The sequence below is a fragment of the Hwanghaeella sp. LZ110 genome (genome assembly GCF_048892525.1).
Classification (GTDB): Bacteria; Pseudomonadota; Alphaproteobacteria; order UBA8366; family Aestuariispiraceae; genus Pacificispira.
The window spans coordinates 39,303-56,053 of the sequence record NZ_JBLZHT010000012.1 but is presented as its reverse complement, the minus strand read 5'-3'; the positions used below and the strand labels follow the sequence as shown (position 1 = coordinate 56,053).

Below are 16,751 nucleotides of genomic sequence, written 5' to 3'. Positions count from 1 at the left end.
TTTCCTTAGCTAAGAAAACTTGGACCATAGCCCATACTTATGAAGGGTCTACTCACAGTCTCTAAGGGACGCACTACGCCGATAGCGTTAGAGACGAGTTTCGTCCAATTTATCTATCTTACGCTCAACGGTTTATTCACCCTAAGGAAGAAGGTACGCTAAGTCTGCAAACCGTCCCTTAGGCACGAACTACTCATGATAACGTATCTCGAATTTCATAATCGCTATATGCTACTCCAAGCATTCGACCTCCTAGGCATTAAGATATTTGGAGACGACTGGGACGGTCACGAAGCATGGGCACGACCTTCAAATGGAATCAACTCGCTTAAAGAACGTCATAGACGATTGAGAGATCAGATTGAGCAACTTGAATTGGAGATTGCCCCATTGAGAGTGAAGTTTAGCTTGGCACTCGACCGAGCGGAACAGGATAAGTTTAGCCATCAAGCGGCGGCACTTCAGGTAAAAAAAGACACGCTGTATGAAGAACTCCGCAAGCTGCCAAACAACTTTGATACGCTAGAAACTGACCAAGCGAGATTTGATCGCCGCGAACGAGTTCACAATACTTTATGGGATGCTGCCATAAAGAAAGACCTAAATCTTTTTTGTGGTCTTTACACAATTATGGAACTAGGAGCTTGGTCTAAAGAACCAGGCTTCCATTTAAATATAGGCCTCTCGATGGTTAGGGCACCTCAACGCTATGGCCGTAGGCGTGGCCCAGTATCGATTGAAAAGACGCAATTCGAGAATTGGCTACAGGATGTAGAAGTTCTGATTCCTTCTAGCAGGCCAATACCCGATCCAAGTCTGCTAGAGCAAGTCGGGGCCTTTATACAAAAATCTATTTCCGAGAATCCGAACCTCCGAAAAGATGGCATTCGGAAACTGGCACAAACGCAGTTTCCAAGGCTATCAGGTGAACTATTCAAGACTGCTTGGAAAACCTCTGCGCCTGGGACCCACACAAAAGGAGGGCGACCGAAAGGTAAAAAACCATCTGATTAGACCCACATGATTTGTCTTACGTAACTTTTTTTCAATAGTAACACGCTGATATTTAACAAAAATAAATCAGAAGGATTTACCCAACTGATTATTAAGAAATCGTAGGGACTATTAAGACTTTTTGAAAGAGGACATCTTCCGGTCAAGAGGTAAGCGCATTCGGGCGCATGCCAATCACTAGGAAGGTACCAAAATGTTAAACGACAATTTGAATATCAAAGACTCGTCCTATTTGGACAGGCTTATCAATGAACAAGAAGCCGCCGAATTTCTCGGATACACAATCCGGGCTTTGCAGAATTGGCGAGTACGAGGCGGCGGTCCCCGTTTCGTAAAGGTCTCTGGCCGGTCTATCCGCTATCGCCGCCGCCAACTGATCGAATGGGCGGATTCCAAGATGGTCAGCCATACGTCGGAAGTGGCGTAAGGCGATGGGGTTGAGCCTTTCCACAAGTTTTGCCCTGGCGGGGCTGGCCGCGCCGTCAGGGATTTTGGGGACGGATGCGGTCCAGACAGACACAGAGCGTAAGCTCTCTCAGTCTGGCTCCGCACCCGCCACAAAAGAGGGGCAGGCTCTGAGCCTGCCCCTCCCTTTCTGTCTACCCGTCCCTAAAACCCAAAGCGGCCCCGGCGCGCAGCGTCGGAACAAGCACGCGCTAGCGTGCGCTCTTTCTTTTCTGGTTTTGAACATTCGGAAACCCAAGAGGGGGGTCCTTGTAACACCCCCTTCTTCAATGACATGGCGCAATCAGGAGTAGTAATATGTAAGGCGTGGGGTGTCTACTGAATGTGATTGCGTTGAATGTTGATAACCTCGACCATATTGATGTACAGTTTCCTTGGAAGGCCTACCGTCTTGCCAGGAGATACCGAGAAGAACTCGGGTTTAAAGAACTTAGGGACAAAGCCACTGAAACTCGAACGCGACTAGAACCCTTAATCGGACTCGACTTCGCGACCTCATAAAGGAATGACCGGGGATGGTCCACTAACGTCTCGGAATCAGCCATAACCAAGGGGAGTTCGTGACGGTCTCAACGGCACTGACGCGGTCATCTTAACTGTGACACGTCATCCAACGACCGGCAAACCTGACGCCACGCCACGTAAGTTAACACAAAAAAACAAACAAAAGGGCGACACTAACGACCCCCCAATTTCTGTCAGCGGCGGAAGCAACAATGTTTCCGAAGAAGTAGCCAGTTCCAACCAGTATGCCAGCCCAAAGAGCTGCGGACGCTGCGTTTAATATAGTAAAGGTTCGCCACGGAATTTCTCCCAAACCAACAGGTATTGCACCTATCGTGCGCATTCCCTTAGGGTAGCGATATATAAACAAGTACAAGATGCCGTATCGGGCCATAAGGATACGCGCTCTTTTTATGGCTTCCTGGGTCCAGGTCCATCTTGCGAAAATGTGCTCACCATAGCGCCGCGCCAATGCAAACCGCAGCTCATCGCCCAGATACCCACCCGCAAAGCTCAAGATCAGAACGATACTTGGGTCCAATGCGCCCTTGTAGGCCGCGAAACCCGCGAATAGGGGGAGTGCTCCACTCTTCAAACTGCAGTAAGCGGATAGGCAAGGCGTAAACCAGCAAGCCATACTCTTCCAACAAGGCGAGAAATGTTTCCATTGCACCTTATTTCTTCACAGGTAACGCTGTGGCGGCTTGAAGCTACAACACCCGGCGTATCTTTTGGACGGCCACTCCTGGAGGTTCATGCTGATCGATTGTGGTAACGAACTCTCCATTAGCATTGTATACGAACACGCTGGCGGAATGGTTCATTGTGTAGCTTTCATCCACCGTTACGCGCTCATACGTGACTCTGAATGATTCGGCGGCTTTGAGCGTTTGACCAGCCGAGCCCGAATAACCGGTGATCGCTGTATGGAAATTGCTGACATAATCCGCCATCACCTGAACAGTATCCCGTTCAGGGTCAACCGTAATGAAAACTGCCTGGATGGGAGACGTTTTATCGCCAAGTTCTTCCAGCCATCCCGATATGTTGGATAGGGTTGTTGGGCAGACATCAGGACAATATGTGAACCCAAAGAATACAAGAGTGGGGCGTCCGATCCAGTCCTTCGGGTGTGTCCGACCTGAATGATCCGTTAGTTGGAAGTTCATTTCATAAAATGGAAGTGGGAGAGATTGTGATGCAACTGAATAGGGGTCGATAGCTCGCCCTGGACCATCGACCTGCCACCAACCAATGAACAGTGTTATCGCGACTAAGCCGAGGCCGCCTGCAATATACACAATCAATTGACGAACTGCGCCGTTCATTGACCAGTATCCAGCTGACTTCCGCGCGGCTTTGATTTCGGTGATTGATCTTCTTCCTGGTTAGATTTACTGGATTGCGTTTTCATGGTGAACGCAAGTAAGCACACTACACCTACCGTGATGAAAATATCCGCGACGTTAAAAACCGGCCAATGATACGAACCAACATATAGAGCGATAAAATCCGTGACCGCTCCGTCATGCATTCGATCAACAACGTTACCCAGCGTGCCTCCGATAACTGCGGCGAATATGTACATCTTGCCCCGATGTCGCGTACGCCAAAACCAAAACCCAAAAACCCCAATGATCACAATAGCAAGCCCTGACAGTATCAATGGCCCCCATACCCCGAGACCGCCAAGCAACCCAAAACTAACGCCGCGATTATAGACAAGCACAAAGTCGAAGAATGGGAGGATGGGAATACGTTTAGGAGGGTCCATGATGACTGTTAGCACGTACCACTTCGTGCCGATATCAACGCCAGTCAAAAGGACGGCGAATAGAAAGGCCGCCATGGCGTTTCGTACATGATGTCGCATTATCAATCTCTATCCATTTGAAAAACCAACGTCGGGTGGCGGATTGGGTAAGTCTGAGTTTTGTCAATCTGAAAACTTTGGGCCTGAGGCGGCTATCCCATAGACGGGAACCGCAACATCAACTGGCCCTGCATTCTCAAAGTGCAGGGTCATTGATATGGTTTCCCCCTTTTTCAACGGATTTTTCAATTCCATGAGCATGATGTGCAATCCCCCTGGCTCCAGGATGGCCGTTGTTCCAGCAGAAACTTCGACATTACCCGCAGGACTCATTCTCGCAAGACCGTCTTTAACCTCTGATTTATGGACCTCAGCCATACCAGCGGCAGGTGTAGTGACCATTGTAAGAACGTCGGTAACGGCTCCACCGTTTCGAATTGTGAGATAAACAGCAGTTGGTCTTGATACGCCAATTGACGCGCGAGCCCATGGTTTCTCTACAACAAGATCGGACGCATAAACGTCGGCTGCAGACGTCAATAGAACCGCGATAACTGCTATAAACACGAAAAGAGCGGTCTGTTTTATTCTGAACATCAGCAATAATCCTTACAATCTTTTATTTAGTTCCGTGACAAAAACCTCCGTCGCGGTGCCGTACCCGAAGGTTCGTACGAAGGTACCGTCGGGTGAGATGAGATAGACCGCAGACGTGTGAGCTACGGCATAGTTGCTTTGATCTCTATCCGGCTGTTGCTTTTCATAATAGGCCTTAAAGGTTTCGACGGCGCTGGCAATCTGTTTCTCGGCGCCGGTCAGCCCAACGATAGTAGGATGGAATGCCGACACGTACTCCGCCATACTTTCAACGCGGTCACGCTCAGGATCAACTGAGATAAAAAGTGGTGTCACGCTAGCTGCCTTCCCACCAATCTGATCTATGACCACCGCAAGGTCCGAAAGCGTCGTCGGGCAGATATCAGGGCAGTTCGTAAATCCGAAGAAGACTAAGAGCCACTGCCCCCTGTAGGTCTTCTCGGTGACTGTATTCCCTTGGTGATCAACAAGCATAAAACTTGGCGAGAAGGCATTCGATTCGGATTGTGACGATGCCTCAAAAACTGGGTTTCCTGTGCCGCGCCAAACAAAGAAGCCGATATACACGGCCAACATGATCGCAACGGTCCCCCAGAGAATGTATCGGATTTTCTTCAATTGTCTTCAACCTCAGACCGCACGAGTTCATAGAGTTGCTGGGGACCAAATTCTTGCAGCGACTTTCCGTTCACAAAGAAAGTAGGCGTACCTTTTACGCCAGCTGCTTTCACATCCGAAGCATCTTGATCAAGCACCCTTGTAACTTCTGGTAACAAGGCATCTTTCTTGGCGCGGGTTATATCCAACCCTGTACCGGCAATGACGGACCAAACGCTATCTGCTGCGCGTCCGTGCGGGGCCCAAAGGGGTTGAGTCTGGAGTAACCGTTCTAGCACCACTTCAAACTTTCCTTGCATGCGTGCAGCTTCCAGAATCCGAATAGCGGCTTCAGATTGCGGATGAAAATTGGCGTATCGCAGGACAACTCGGACCTTGCCTTCGAAATTTGACATGATGTTTTTAACGTAGGGATGAAAGGCACGGCACGCCTCGCACGCTGGATCGAAGAACTCTACAATCGTTACCGGAGCGTCCACTGGCCCAAGGACGGGTGCATGCGAACGCACAAGGAAAGTCTCATCCGCTGCATTTCTAACAGCGTTTTTGTCCACCGTTGGAACGTACATATACGCTCCAAGGCCAAAAATACCGACAGCCGCGATACCGGTTGAAACGAGAATAGTCCGACGATTCATGACAACCTCTTCAGATAAGGGTGCAGAAGGAGAAAAGTGATAGCGACGAACGCCGCAAAGGACAAAAACGGCAACGGGACAATGCCGAAAACCGTCTGTTTTGCACCGGCGCATGACGGCCCACTTAGCTCACAAGGTTGAATTATTTCCGGGACAATCCCGATAAAGAGCAAGCTGTGCCAAAAAGCGATCAGTCCGCCCACGATTGAAATCGGCAACACGTAACGGTAAATGGTTGTATCCTCCAAATAAGCGGCGATACCCAGGATCAGGGCCAGAGGAAACATGGCGATACGCTGATACCAACAGAGAACACAAGGCGTCTGCCCCATAACTTCACCGATAAAAAGCGCCCCCAAAGTCGATACGAGAGCAATGATCCAGGCCAACGAGAGCGCGGAGTTCTGTAAGGATCTGCTGGTCACCTGCTCGTGCCCTTCACTCTGCTGGAGCGGTCGCAGCATGATGCCGCCGCTCCCTCAGTGCCTGTAAGACGATTTGAAATGCAGACCATAGGAATAGCCCCGCCATCAGGGCTGCCACGATCAAATCCGGCCACGCGGACTGGGTGAGGAATACGGTACCGGCCGCTCCAATAACTGCGACATTGCCGATTGCGTCGTTTCGACTGCATAGCCAAACCGAGCGAACATTCGCATCCCCGTCCTTGAACCGAAGCAAGATAAGAACACTGACCACATTTGCAGTGAGCGCCAGAATTCCAATCGTTCCCATAATCGGGGCACTTGGCACCCCAAGGATCAAAACTTGATACGCGGTCGATCCAAATACCCATACGCCCATAGCAGCAAGGCTGATCCCTTTGATAAGAGCAGCGGTAGCGCGTACCCGGAGTGACATGCCGATCACAAAGAGAGACATCCCGTAGGTCAGAGTATCTCCCAGAAAATCTAACGCATCGGCTTGTAACGCTTGTGACCCGGCAAAGGCTCCGGCTGCCATCTCGATGAAGAACATCGTGGCGTTGATGGCAATCACCCACCACAAAGCCTGTCGGAAATCCTTAGACGCCCCATCGAACTTCGCCTCTGTTCCACAACACCCACTCATATTGGTCTCAATCCTCTTGTAGTAACCTGATCGAACCCTCATTCTAATTGCTATAGTTATTGTAGGTTCAAGAGGAAAATTACATGGCCGTTTTATTGACGATCGGACGGGTAGCGAAAGCCACCGGCTGCACGGTGCAGACAATTAGGTATTACGAGCAGATTGACCTGATTCCAGCCCCAGACCGATCAGTGGGCAATCAGCGCATTTATGAACCATGTCATGTCGACCGACTATATTTTGTGAAGCATGCCCGCGAACTGGGGTTCTCACTCGCCGCTATACGCGAGTTGCTCAGCTTGTCCGATGATCCAAACCAGTCGTGTGCAGCCGCTGACATTATCGCCCGGGACCAACTGGCACAGGTCGAGCGAAGAATTACGCAACTGGAATCCTTGAAAACAGAGCTTGAACGCATGATCAAACAGTGCAGCGGTGGCCGCATTGAAGACTGCAGAGTGATCGAGGTGCTGGGAGATCACCACCAATGCCTTACTAACCATAAGAACGCTGTTGGATGACCTCTGGGAAGAGTTTAGCAAAATAGGCAGCCCCAAAGTTCTTTGGAGCAATCCGTTAGCAATGAACAGAAAGTTAAGAAACTTCGGCTTTTGGCTAGCAACAAATCTTCCCGATTGCCACGGAATACGTCCAATATGGTAGCAAACGCAGAACTTGTGCTCCCTAATGCGCCTCCACCCCTGCTTCCTATATGCTTCCTAAAGCAGAAGCCCCGCTGGTGAGAGCGGGGCTAAGTGTTTGGAATATTTGGTTGCGGGGGTAGGATTTGAACCTACGACCTTCAGGTTATGAGTTTGAAGTCCGCTTGTTCTCTCAGGATGCAGGGAGATGGATAGAGATACTTTCTTATTGATATCATTATCTTTTTTATTGACTCGATGATTGACCATGTCACACCATGATGGCTCAAGATACAGATATCTTGCTTACCTATTGCTTACCCAATGGAGGGAGTAATGTCAAAGCTCGCCAAGGCCACGATCGATAAGACACGTGAAGCGGCCCGCATACAAGGTCAGGAGATCGTTGCATGGGACACCACGATGCCAGGCTTTGGCATTCGGGTTAAACCGTCGGGCACGGTGAGTTTCATGATCCAGTACCGCAATGAATACAACAAATCACGCCGCCATACGATTGGCCGCTTTGGCATAATGACACTGGAGGAAGCCAGGACCGAAGCCCGAACCCTTCTCAGCGCATCGAGCCGGGGTAGAGACCCTCGAGCAGATCGCCTGCGCAAGCGAAACGAGAACTCAGTCGCAGATCTGGCAGCCCGGTACATGCAAGAGCACTGTGAGGGACGCTGCAAGCCGTCAACCATCGAAGCGCACAACTGGCTGCTGAATAAGTTCATATTGCCAAAAATGGGACGGTTTCTACTTTCCGAACTGACCAGTGCTGATATTGGTCATCTACACCAATCCTTAATAGGTACGCCCTACAACGCAAACCGGGTCCTTGGACTTCTAAAGGCCATGCTGGGACATGCCGAGTTGTGGGGCTTGTTGGAAAAGGGTGGCAATCCAGCAGTATCCATCCGCCCATTCAGAGAAAAGAAGCGCCAGCGGTTCCTCTCCCGGGAAGAGCTTGCCAGGCTGGCGAAAGCAATTGATGACAGCGAGAATGAACGTCTTATCTCACCGCATGTTGCAGGGGCGATCCGCCTGTTAATCGTAACCGGCGCACGATCCGGTGAAATCATAAACATGTGCTGGAGTGATATCGATTGGGATCGACGTTTGCTTATCCTGCGCGAACACAAAACAGATGTTAGCGGCATAAAGGCACTTCCTCTCAATGCGATTGCGCTCGATATTCTAAAGGAGATACCCCGTGACCCAGAAAACCCCTATGTGATCACAGGGCTCAGAAAAAATGCACCCCTGGTCAATTTGCAAAAGCCATGGCGCAGGATTCGGAAAAGAGCTGGCTTGGACGATGTTCGTATACATGACCTGCGCCATTCTTTTGCAAGCTTCGGCGTAACAACTGGAGCATCGCTTCCTGTTATTGGCGGATTGCTGGGCCATCGGTCCATGTCGGCCACGTCTACATATGCCCATCTATCTCAAGATCCGCTTCGGGATGCATCTGACAAGGTGGGGGTATTGGTCGGAGACATTATGCGTCCCAAAGCGGTGCTTTGATGATCAAGCTGTTGGAGGCAATTATATAGCGATGACACGGTAAAATCCTGTAATCTGTGGTAGTTTACAGGTTGGCTGAAGGCAGGATTGCATGTCGAAGTGCCAAAGGCAGCTTCAACTCTCAGACAGCCACCAGTTTTTCGGATCAACCCTTAGCCAAAAACAGGAGATGTTCCATGGACGGTGATGATGATCAGACTAAGGACGACAAGCCAGAAGAAACTAACCCTCACAAAAACATCGTGGCTTTAGGGCATTACCGCAGTGCCAGCGGCCAATTTACCGGTGGCTTCATGCTAACCAAGAAAGACGGCGAAACAGAAATGGTTACAACAGAGTCCTTTGTGAGCAAGAAGCCACCCGCCGATTGAATCTCAAAATTAGGTAAGCAAGGGTAAGCACTCGAGGTCATGCGCAGTGCAACTCAATGTAACACAACCAATCAACCGGGTGCAGGGCGTTGCCATCTCAAAGTATCTCTATCCATCTCCCTGCATCCTGAGAGAACAAGCGGACTTCAAACTCATCCTTGAGGACCATGTGTGCCAAACCAAAAAATTCAAACATCCATAGACGTCGACACAATCCACATTCAATCAGGATTTGCATATTTTATGCTCTTCACATTTTGAAAGAATCATTTCTACGATTTTTTATTATCAGATTGGAACCTGATCATTAGGAGGATTTCGATGTTTCGCGTCCCACAAAATTTTGAGTTCTACTTTCCAAATACGTTCGAGAAGACACCACTTCTTAACTCGGCTATTGTCCTGGCCGCAACACCGATAGTATTCGCAATATACTCAAGTAATTTCCTTGCTCCGCACAATGCAATGGTAGCTTTAGCATTTTTTCCACTTTTGTTTGCAATAGGATCTCTTTCTTCTGTGTATTTTATGAGCAGGCACTTTCTCTTCCAGTGGAGCATTCGTAAATCTGGTATTTCTAGAGAAAAATGGACCGTTGATCAAAATGGCAATGGTATTGCCTTGGAGAGTTTATCAAAAAATAAACAGATTGTTTACCTAATAGTAAATGGTTGGTTACATAAGCATGAACGAAATAAAATTAGGATACTAAAAACTAAGAAGAATTTTGGTATTCCCACGATGGTAATATTAACGGACAAATCCGCGACTTCATTACGAACAATTGAAATAAGATGTGATGATCTCGCCTTAGAAACTGCGCTATATTCTTGGATTTGTATTTACAAGCGTACTGGTGAACGCCATTCCGAATCTACAGTAAATGCCCGTAATGCAGAGGCGGTCAATCAAATCGAAAACTCTGATAGGGTCGATACAAAACACGATACCATTGCATCCCAAAACAAAGAGCAAGAGACGGAGAATACGAGTAAATTAGATTATCCATTCTCAGGTGTAAATTTAACCACAGAAGAGCGTAGAATTCTAGACATGCTCTCACAGAACGGCGCAATACGTGTAAATAAAGGCGAAAAGAACAATGCTGTTGACCATATTAGAAATAAAACAGCATTAATGAAAGTAATGGAAAAATTAAAAGAAAATGGTGAGATTGAGAAGTGCATAAATCACTATACTATAATTCTTTTTAACACATACTATAAAGGATTTAGTTCTTCTGCCATCCGATCGCATGTTGAAACGGCAAAAAAAATGCTCGAAGAAAAAGCTTTACCTAAAGATGGAAAATGAGGGTTTATGTATGAAAAGCTGTAATTCAAATTACTCCTACTGCTCCAAGCTGGACATCCGCATTAACCCAACAATTTTGCTAAATGGATCATGCGATCTTCAGCCTGACGGCTTGAAGTATCAGTTTTTGAGTTCCAACGCTTAGGTTTTGGTGTCGGTCGGGTTAGGATCTGCGATCAGGGGCAGACTGATCCTGCAATTCGTCGGCATTCATGGAAGATCAGTCGATCCATATTGTAGGTGAGATTTGCCGAGGTCAGTATCACGTCGGCCCGCTTGATCTTGATGGTTCGAATGAACAAGCTATAGCGGTTCTTCTGGTGTGCAAAAACATGGTCGATGCTGGCGCGGATCGAGGGCTTTTGGCGTTCGCACGAGCGGTGGCTTCAGCATCGGATTGCCCGCAGGTTATGACGGCGATATCCAGATGACCGACAGCACCTCAGTGCGCATCCATCAACATGCCGCCAACTCAAAAAAGTAACCTGGATCGCTGTATCGGCCACTCGCGTGGCGGCCTAACGACCAAAGTTTCACAAAGCAGTTCGAAATCGGTAGTCCACTCTCACCCATCAAGTAAAGTACTATTCGCCTCCATTCCCTGACTTAGGTATGGCCTAGGTTAACTGTCAGTATATATTGTTGTATTCACACCTTTACCAAAGAAAAATTTTTAATTTCATATCAATAAAATTCAATTTTGTCGTATAATTCTAATTTTATATTTGATATTTTGCGAATAATTCTAATTTTATATTGAATTATTCGGTAGTTTTGATTGTTAGCATTTGATATTGCGTAAAGTCTCTCAACAGAAGGGACTTCCGCTATGAATGAGAATGTTCAAATGGGTGTTTTATATACGCCTTCTGAAGTGTCCAAGATAATTGGAATATCAAAATCAACTCTCGCCAATTGGCGCGTTACCAGAAGTGATGGCCCTCCTTTTATTCGAGTAGGTGGCCGAGCCATTCGCTACTCCGCCAACGACTTGCTTGAATGGCTCGAAAAGCAAAGACGTACATCCACGGCGGGCTAGCGGCATGGCCCGCAATCCAACAAGTTTTCGGCTGTCCTCGGACGCACTAGCTGCGCTGGAATTGCTTTGTATTGAGCAAGGCTGCTCCCGCACAGAAGTTATAGAATGGATGCTTTTGGGCCAAAGCAGCTCAAAGCAACGCCGCTCATCTGGGAAATTGCAGTCACGGCAGAATGCCAGGCACCATTCAATGGCCGATACTATTGTCCTTACTCGGGCGGCTCACTCTCTTGTCGTATCTGGCAAAGCCGACGAAGAGAACAGCGAGCTTGCCCGAACGCTACTGATCCACGCGGCCACACTCATCAAACGTCATAACCGTGCACGAACGGGCGGTGGGTCAATCGCTTCCGTGCTGGATCCCCATGTGCTGCCACCACCGAACACCCCACACCCGCGCCTTGTCGCGACCATCATAGAAAGGATCAACAATCATGATCACCCGTGAAACACGCGGGCGGACCGCCGCCAATGTATTGCGCTATGTGCTCCGTACAGGAGCCCATGACGATCAGGACGATACCAAAGTCACGGACATCTATCTGCTGAACAGTGGATTATCGGTACTGGGGCCCATGAAAGCCTCTGAGGCCATGCAGATCGTATCGGAAATATCGAAGACTCGCGACGACCTGAAGCACACGGTCCTGCACCTCACCTTCTCTCCCTCCCGAGCGGAGGAAGGCCGGTATCTGGAAGATACAAAGGATACCCTGATTCAGTCGTTCTTCGCTGCGACGGATGCGCTTGGCGTAACGGATAGAGTGACCCTTCTGGCCTTCCATCAACCAAACATTCCGGCTGCAGCAAGTACCCCATCGGTCCATCTCCATGCCGTTATCGCCCTTCCCTCTCCTGAAACAGGGCGAAGCGTTTCCATGCACCGCATTCGGGAGCGGCTTAACGAAGCCTGTCCGTTCGAGATGGAGATTGAAGTCGCCTCGGACAATGAGGTCAAAAAGGAAGAGGTCAAGAGTGAGGCGCCTCCGCCGCCCGTTGTCCCCTTCGAACCCCCTCGCCCAGTAACACCACCCCGCAAAAAGCGTCGGCGCGTGCGCGATGATTTCGAGATGTGAGGTGAATGATGCCCCGGGCCAAAAATGTAGTGCGATACGGTGTAAGTCCCTCTCACAAATCAGGGGACCTTATCGCAGCGGCAACCGCATCATTATGTACAGCGCGAGCCACAGCGAAAACCGCAGCAACTGGCACATCGATCTGCGCAGCGAATTCCGGGGCGCTGCCATGAAAGAGCCCTTCGAAATCCGATTGAAGCGAGCAGCGGAAGAGCTTGCCAACCAAAAGCGGGAACAAAGTCTGCGTCAGGGTGTGGGGCCGTTCGTGCGGTTGAACCGCGATCTGCTCCTGACACTCCATGCGGAACTGGGCACCTGGTCGAATGTCGCGGAACTGCTTTCGGGCGAAGGCCTGCGATGGAAAACCGGTAGACCAGTGACGGGCAGCCAGTTGCGATCGCTCCTGTCACGGACCCGAACGCGACTAAACAAAGTAGCTAGCCAACCTAGCGCAGATAACCTTGTTACCGGACCGTTACCGTCGAAACCCTTGATCCAGAACATGCGGCCAAGGAGCCGGGATAGTCCGCAACAAAAACCGATACGCGGCCTCTCCGATCTCCTCGATACCTGATATATAAAGGAACCCCCCATGAATACGCACGACACATCCTCATCGAAAAGACTGTACCGGACCCTTACCTCACCACAATGGGGTGAGAAGATTGATCCTAAATCCTGTTCTGTGATTGTCTGCAACAGGACCGGGGGTCAGGGGAAGACCCTTATCACTCAGTTGATTGCTCTCGCCTTCGAAGAGGTGGGAATTTCCAAATTTCTTGCCTCCGCAGATTCGTCGACCGCCGACGCGGTATCAAAACTTGGCAAGATCCACCGCGGTTCTGTCCTGGAACTCGGCATCGGCGCTGAATTCGATGCGGTACGGTCGGATTCGTCGAAAGTTGTTTCCCACTGGGACCAACTCGGCAGCATTCTGGCCTCGGGCAATGCACTCGTCGATATCGGTGCGAACCTGGTGGATACAGTCTGGAACTGGGCCCATGCCCGCAATGCCGGGGAAGTGCTGCGCAGTGCAAAGGCGCCACAGATTGTCCTGGTCGTCCCGGTGCGTGCACAGGCACAGGCTATCGAGGATGCGCTTGCCGTCCTGGAGCGTTCCATCCGCGAGGATGCCTTCCTTCCGATTGCAGCCCGTATTCTTGTCCTGAACGAAGCCAGCGGCGGTTTCGAGCGATATGGCAGCAGTGGTGATTTCGAGCGACTGAGCGCAATGAAGCACAATGCAGGTCTGAAGATCGTCCGCCTGCCACAGTGCCGCAGCGAGATATGGCCCTCTCTGGAACGCAATTACACACCCCTGCGCTCCATCATCCCAATGACCACTCAGGATGTGGCGCAGGAGTTTCATCTCGACATGTTCGCGGCCAGCGGGGCGCGGGCGGATCTGCTGCAATGGATCTCGCACGCCATCGAAAGCTTCCGTGTTGCCGGATTGATCCCCCTTGAGCAGGGAGGCGGTGATGAATAGTCAAATGCCCGTTCCGCTGCGGATGGCAGCGTCAGAAGCCCAGCAGGAGTTCGTCACGCGTGTCCGGACAAAATCACGACGGCTGTTGGGTCTCCTTGTCGGGAGCTTTGTACTGGGCGCCTGCTCGCTCGGCGCGGTCATATGGAGTTTACATCCTCCTTCCGATCATCTGGACAATCTCCGTGCGATGAGCGGAAGCGAACGACAGATTCTCAAACGATTGCAGGCCATTGGGTTGGATCGCTTCGATCTGTCAGAACCGGAACTGGAGGCCCGGCTGGGTCTCTCCAACGAGGCCATGGCATTGACGATGAATCTGGATCGACCGGTCGAGGGCACGCAATGGCGCCACTATCTGCCGGAATGGACAGGCCTCAAGGACGAGGCTCTGATCGGCAAGGATGGTGCCATCCAGATATTTGTTCGTCATATCGCCAACCTACCTGAATCCAAGATCGGTCCGGTTCTTGTCCTGATCAACGACGCCGTCACGGCAGTTGGGAACGCACCAACACTGTTACGCTGGCTGCTTTCACTGACACCGGAACAGCGCGCCGACCTGGACAAGACGACAATCGAGTATTTGGGCACCCGGGAAGGCCGCGATCTGCTGCAAACGGTGGCGGCGCTACAGCGGCCGGGGCTCGACCTTGTGCGTGCCGCGACCAGCGCCAATGCCCGAATCCTGACGAACCTTCTGGCGGTCGCTCCAGAGCGTCTGGATAGTCTTTATCGGATAGAACTGGCCTACAGGGGCAAATACGCCAATCATGGCCCTACCCCGTTCCCCTGCCTCAGTATCGTGCGAACGATCCAGGCAACGAATGGTAAAAGTCTGTCGATTTGCCAGGTTGTTCTGTATTGAGGATGGACGTGTCCTTTCCCAATGGCTGCCGACCAGACGTTGGAAAGTATCACATATGACCACCATACTTGTCATTGTGGTGCCCGGCTCCTGTTGCGGAGGATCGCAGATGATGATACTAAAGCTTGGCACTTACATTCTATTGCCGAGTTTAAGGAACATGACTGAACCGACCCAAGGAACGCTGAAGGATCGCGCGCTGACAATCGCCAGGGAACGCGGCATCGCGCGCGCCCGCGATTTCGATGCAGGGGGCGTTCCCCGTGCCTATCTGCGGCGACTGCAGGATCAGGGGCTTCTGGTGCGCATGGGGCGCGGTCTCTATCAGCTTGCCGATGCGGAATGGTCCGAGTCTCATAGCCTTGCGGAAGCCAGCCGAACAGTGCCCCATGGCACCATCTGCCTGCTCTCCGCGCTCAGATTCCACGAACTCACGACCCAACTGCCGCATCAGGTCTGGATGCTGATCGGTCACAAGAAATGGGCACCGAAGAACCCGCCTGTATCCCTCCGTATTATGCGCGCCACCGGCGAAGCCCTGACGGCCGGTGTGACGTTTCATACAATCGAGCAGGTAGACGTCCCCATCACCAATCCGGCCAAGACGGTTGCAGACTGCTTCAAATACCGCAACCAGATCGGTCTCGATGTCGCTATCGAAGCGCTGAGAGACTGTATCCGAAACCGCCGCGCCACAATTGACGACCTCTGGCATTTCGCTGCCATCGACCGCGTGCAGAATGTCATACGGCCCTATATCGAGGCGACCCTGTGACCCCGAAGCCACCCCTCAAGAATGTCGGCGCCTCGGTCCGTGCACGACTCACTCACGCTGCCCGTGAGCGCAAGGAAAACGTTCAGCTTGCGCTGACCCGTTTCGCCATCGAACGACTTCTCTACCGGCTGAGTCTGTCGCCCCACAAAGATCAATTCGTCCTCAAGGGTGCCATGCTGTTCAGTCTCTGGACACCCACGCCGTATCGAGCGACCGGCGATCTCGATCTTCTGGGATATGGCGATGCGTCGCCGGAGCGGATTGCTGCTAACTTCCGCGCGGTCTGCGGGATCGACGTCGAGGACGACGGCGTGGTCTTCAAGCCGGAAACCCTGCAGGCCGAGCCGGCCCGGGCTGAAGACGAGTATAGCGGCGTCCGGATCACCATGACCGCCGAGATCGCCGGTGCGCGCCTGCCTATCCAGATCGACATCGGATTTGGCGATGCCGTGACCCCGGCAGTGCTGGAAATCAACTATCCCTCGCTACTCGACATGCCAGCGCCGCGATTACGCGCCTATCCGCCAGAGACGGTCGTAGCCGAGAAGTTCCAGGCGCTGGTCGCACTCGGCATGCTCAACAGCCGCATGAAGGATTTCTTCGATCTCTGGGCGATCTCGGAGACGTTTGCCTTCGATGGATCGATCCTCGCGGATGCAATCGCAGCGACCTTTGATCGCCGCCACACGACCATCCCTGTGGAGACGCCCGTCGCGCTGACGCCAGCCTTTGCCGAAGACGCCGCGAAGCGGGCACAATGGCAGGGATTTCTTCGCAGAACAGCCCTTTCCATCGCACCAGGGTCGTTCGTTGAGATGCAGACCAAGGTGTCAGCATTTGTTTTGCCACCCGTCCAGTCACTCGTCGTCGATAAGCCGCTCGAGTGTAAATGGGTCGTCGGCGGTCCCTGGAAATAGTGAAAAGGCGCGCC

At 51.2% G+C, this 16,751-nt stretch carries 21 protein-coding genes and 1 pseudogene; 14 read left to right on the top strand and 8 right to left on the bottom strand.

The window, feature by feature from the left end:
* The first annotated feature begins 195 nt into the window (after positions 1-195).
* Together ACOSDM_RS18955 and ACOSDM_RS18950 are read left to right on the top strand one after the other, a co-directional pair.
* Complete coding sequence (locus tag ACOSDM_RS18955; protein WP_420726108.1) at positions 196-1,014, top strand: hypothetical protein; 819 nt, start codon at positions 196-198, stop codon at positions 1,012-1,014.
* A gap of 193 nt (positions 1,015-1,207) precedes the next feature.
* The gene (locus ACOSDM_RS18950) at positions 1,208-1,441 is read left to right on the top strand and encodes a helix-turn-helix transcriptional regulator (protein ID WP_420726107.1); all 234 of its coding nucleotides are present in this window, start codon (positions 1,208-1,210) and stop codon (positions 1,439-1,441) included.
* 684 nt (positions 1,442-2,125) lie between these two features.
* Here ACOSDM_RS18950 and ACOSDM_RS18945 read toward each other — a convergent pair.
* The 8 genes from ACOSDM_RS18945 to ACOSDM_RS18910 all read right to left on the bottom strand — a co-directional run bounded on the left by ACOSDM_RS18945 (position 2,126) and on the right by ACOSDM_RS18910 (position 6,720).
* Positions 2,126-2,620, bottom strand: coding sequence for a DedA family protein (locus tag ACOSDM_RS18945; protein ID WP_420726106.1), 495 nt, complete (start codon positions 2,618-2,620; stop codon positions 2,126-2,128).
* Positions 2,621-2,693: 73 nt separating this feature from the next.
* Positions 2,694-3,311, bottom strand: a complete 618-nt coding sequence (locus tag ACOSDM_RS18940; protein WP_420726105.1) for an SCO family protein — start codon at positions 3,309-3,311, stop codon at positions 2,694-2,696.
* Complete coding sequence (lspA, locus tag ACOSDM_RS18935; RefSeq protein ID WP_420726104.1) at positions 3,308-3,856, bottom strand: signal peptidase II; 549 nt, start codon at positions 3,854-3,856, stop codon at positions 3,308-3,310. Before lspA ends, ACOSDM_RS18940 begins: the two co-directional genes overlap by 4 nt.
* A 63-nt stretch (positions 3,857-3,919) precedes the next feature.
* Positions 3,920-4,393 carry a copper chaperone PCu(A)C gene (locus tag ACOSDM_RS18930; RefSeq protein ID WP_420726103.1) on the bottom strand — a complete coding sequence of 158 codons (474 nt, stop codon included), beginning with the start codon at positions 4,391-4,393 and terminating at the stop codon, positions 3,920-3,922.
* Between the two features lie 12 nt (positions 4,394-4,405).
* Positions 4,406-4,969, bottom strand: a complete 564-nt coding sequence (locus ACOSDM_RS18925) for an SCO family protein (RefSeq protein ID WP_420726102.1) — start codon at positions 4,967-4,969, stop codon at positions 4,406-4,408.
* A 38-nt stretch (positions 4,970-5,007) separates the two neighbouring features.
* Positions 5,008-5,649, bottom strand: a complete 642-nt coding sequence (locus tag ACOSDM_RS18920) for a DsbA family protein (protein WP_420726101.1) — start codon at positions 5,647-5,649, stop codon at positions 5,008-5,010.
* Positions 5,646-6,113, bottom strand: coding sequence for a disulfide bond formation protein B (locus tag ACOSDM_RS18915; RefSeq protein WP_420726100.1), 468 nt, complete (start codon positions 6,111-6,113; stop codon positions 5,646-5,648). Before ACOSDM_RS18915 ends, ACOSDM_RS18920 begins: the two co-directional genes overlap by 4 nt.
* Entirely contained in the window at positions 6,088-6,720 is a 633-nt protein-coding gene (locus ACOSDM_RS18910) for a cation transporter (protein ID WP_420726099.1), read from the bottom strand. The genes ACOSDM_RS18915 and ACOSDM_RS18910 overlap by 26 nt, the downstream gene beginning before the upstream one ends.
* Positions 6,721-6,803: 83 nt before the next feature.
* On the opposite strand from ACOSDM_RS18910, the gene ACOSDM_RS18905 reads away from it, so the two are divergent.
* The 12 genes and pseudogenes from ACOSDM_RS18905 (at position 6,804) to ACOSDM_RS18850 (ending at position 16,737) form a co-directional block, all read left to right on the top strand.
* The gene (locus ACOSDM_RS18905) at positions 6,804-7,241 is read left to right on the top strand and encodes a MerR family transcriptional regulator (RefSeq protein ID WP_420726098.1); all 438 of its coding nucleotides are present in this window, start codon (positions 6,804-6,806) and stop codon (positions 7,239-7,241) included.
* A 456-nt stretch (positions 7,242-7,697) separates the two neighbouring features.
* Entirely contained in the window at positions 7,698-8,891 is a 1,194-nt protein-coding gene (locus tag ACOSDM_RS18900; protein WP_420726097.1) for a tyrosine-type recombinase/integrase, read from the top strand.
* Between the two features lie 176 nt (positions 8,892-9,067).
* Positions 9,068-9,262 carry a hypothetical protein gene (locus ACOSDM_RS18895; protein WP_420726096.1) on the top strand — a complete coding sequence of 65 codons (195 nt, stop codon included), beginning with the start codon at positions 9,068-9,070 and terminating at the stop codon, positions 9,260-9,262.
* Positions 9,263-9,583: 321 nt separating this feature from the next.
* On the top strand, positions 9,584-10,576 hold the full coding sequence (locus ACOSDM_RS18890) for a hypothetical protein (RefSeq protein ID WP_420726095.1): 993 nt from the start codon (positions 9,584-9,586) through the stop codon (positions 10,574-10,576).
* A 397-nt stretch (positions 10,577-10,973) separates the two neighbouring features.
* Positions 10,974-11,109: pseudogene (locus tag ACOSDM_RS18885) on the top strand (IS5/IS1182 family transposase); the annotation flags it as partial.
* 296 nt (positions 11,110-11,405) lie between these two features.
* Positions 11,406-11,615: a helix-turn-helix transcriptional regulator gene (locus ACOSDM_RS18880; RefSeq protein ID WP_420726094.1), complete on the top strand. Its 210-nt coding sequence runs from the start codon at positions 11,406-11,408 to the stop codon at positions 11,613-11,615.
* 434 nt (positions 11,616-12,049) lie between these two features.
* The gene (locus ACOSDM_RS18875; protein ID WP_420726093.1) at positions 12,050-12,691 is read left to right on the top strand and encodes a hypothetical protein; all 642 of its coding nucleotides are present in this window, start codon (positions 12,050-12,052) and stop codon (positions 12,689-12,691) included.
* A gap of 94 nt (positions 12,692-12,785) precedes the next feature.
* Entirely contained in the window at positions 12,786-13,265 is a 480-nt protein-coding gene (locus ACOSDM_RS18870; protein ID WP_420726092.1) for a hypothetical protein, read from the top strand.
* An 18-nt stretch (positions 13,266-13,283) separates the two neighbouring features.
* Positions 13,284-14,180: a hypothetical protein gene (locus ACOSDM_RS18865; protein ID WP_420726091.1), complete on the top strand. Its 897-nt coding sequence runs from the start codon at positions 13,284-13,286 to the stop codon at positions 14,178-14,180.
* A 187-nt stretch (positions 14,181-14,367) separates the two neighbouring features.
* A complete protein-coding gene (locus ACOSDM_RS18860) occupies positions 14,368-15,045 on the top strand; it encodes a hypothetical protein (RefSeq protein ID WP_420726090.1) in 678 nt (225 codons plus the stop codon).
* A gap of 160 nt (positions 15,046-15,205) precedes the next feature.
* Positions 15,206-15,820, top strand: coding sequence for a type IV toxin-antitoxin system AbiEi family antitoxin domain-containing protein (locus tag ACOSDM_RS18855; protein WP_420726089.1), 615 nt, complete (start codon positions 15,206-15,208; stop codon positions 15,818-15,820).
* The gene (locus tag ACOSDM_RS18850; protein WP_420726088.1) at positions 15,817-16,737 is read left to right on the top strand and encodes a nucleotidyl transferase AbiEii/AbiGii toxin family protein; all 921 of its coding nucleotides are present in this window, start codon (positions 15,817-15,819) and stop codon (positions 16,735-16,737) included. The genes ACOSDM_RS18855 and ACOSDM_RS18850 overlap by 4 nt, the downstream gene beginning before the upstream one ends.
* Positions 16,738-16,751 lie beyond the last annotated feature (14 nt).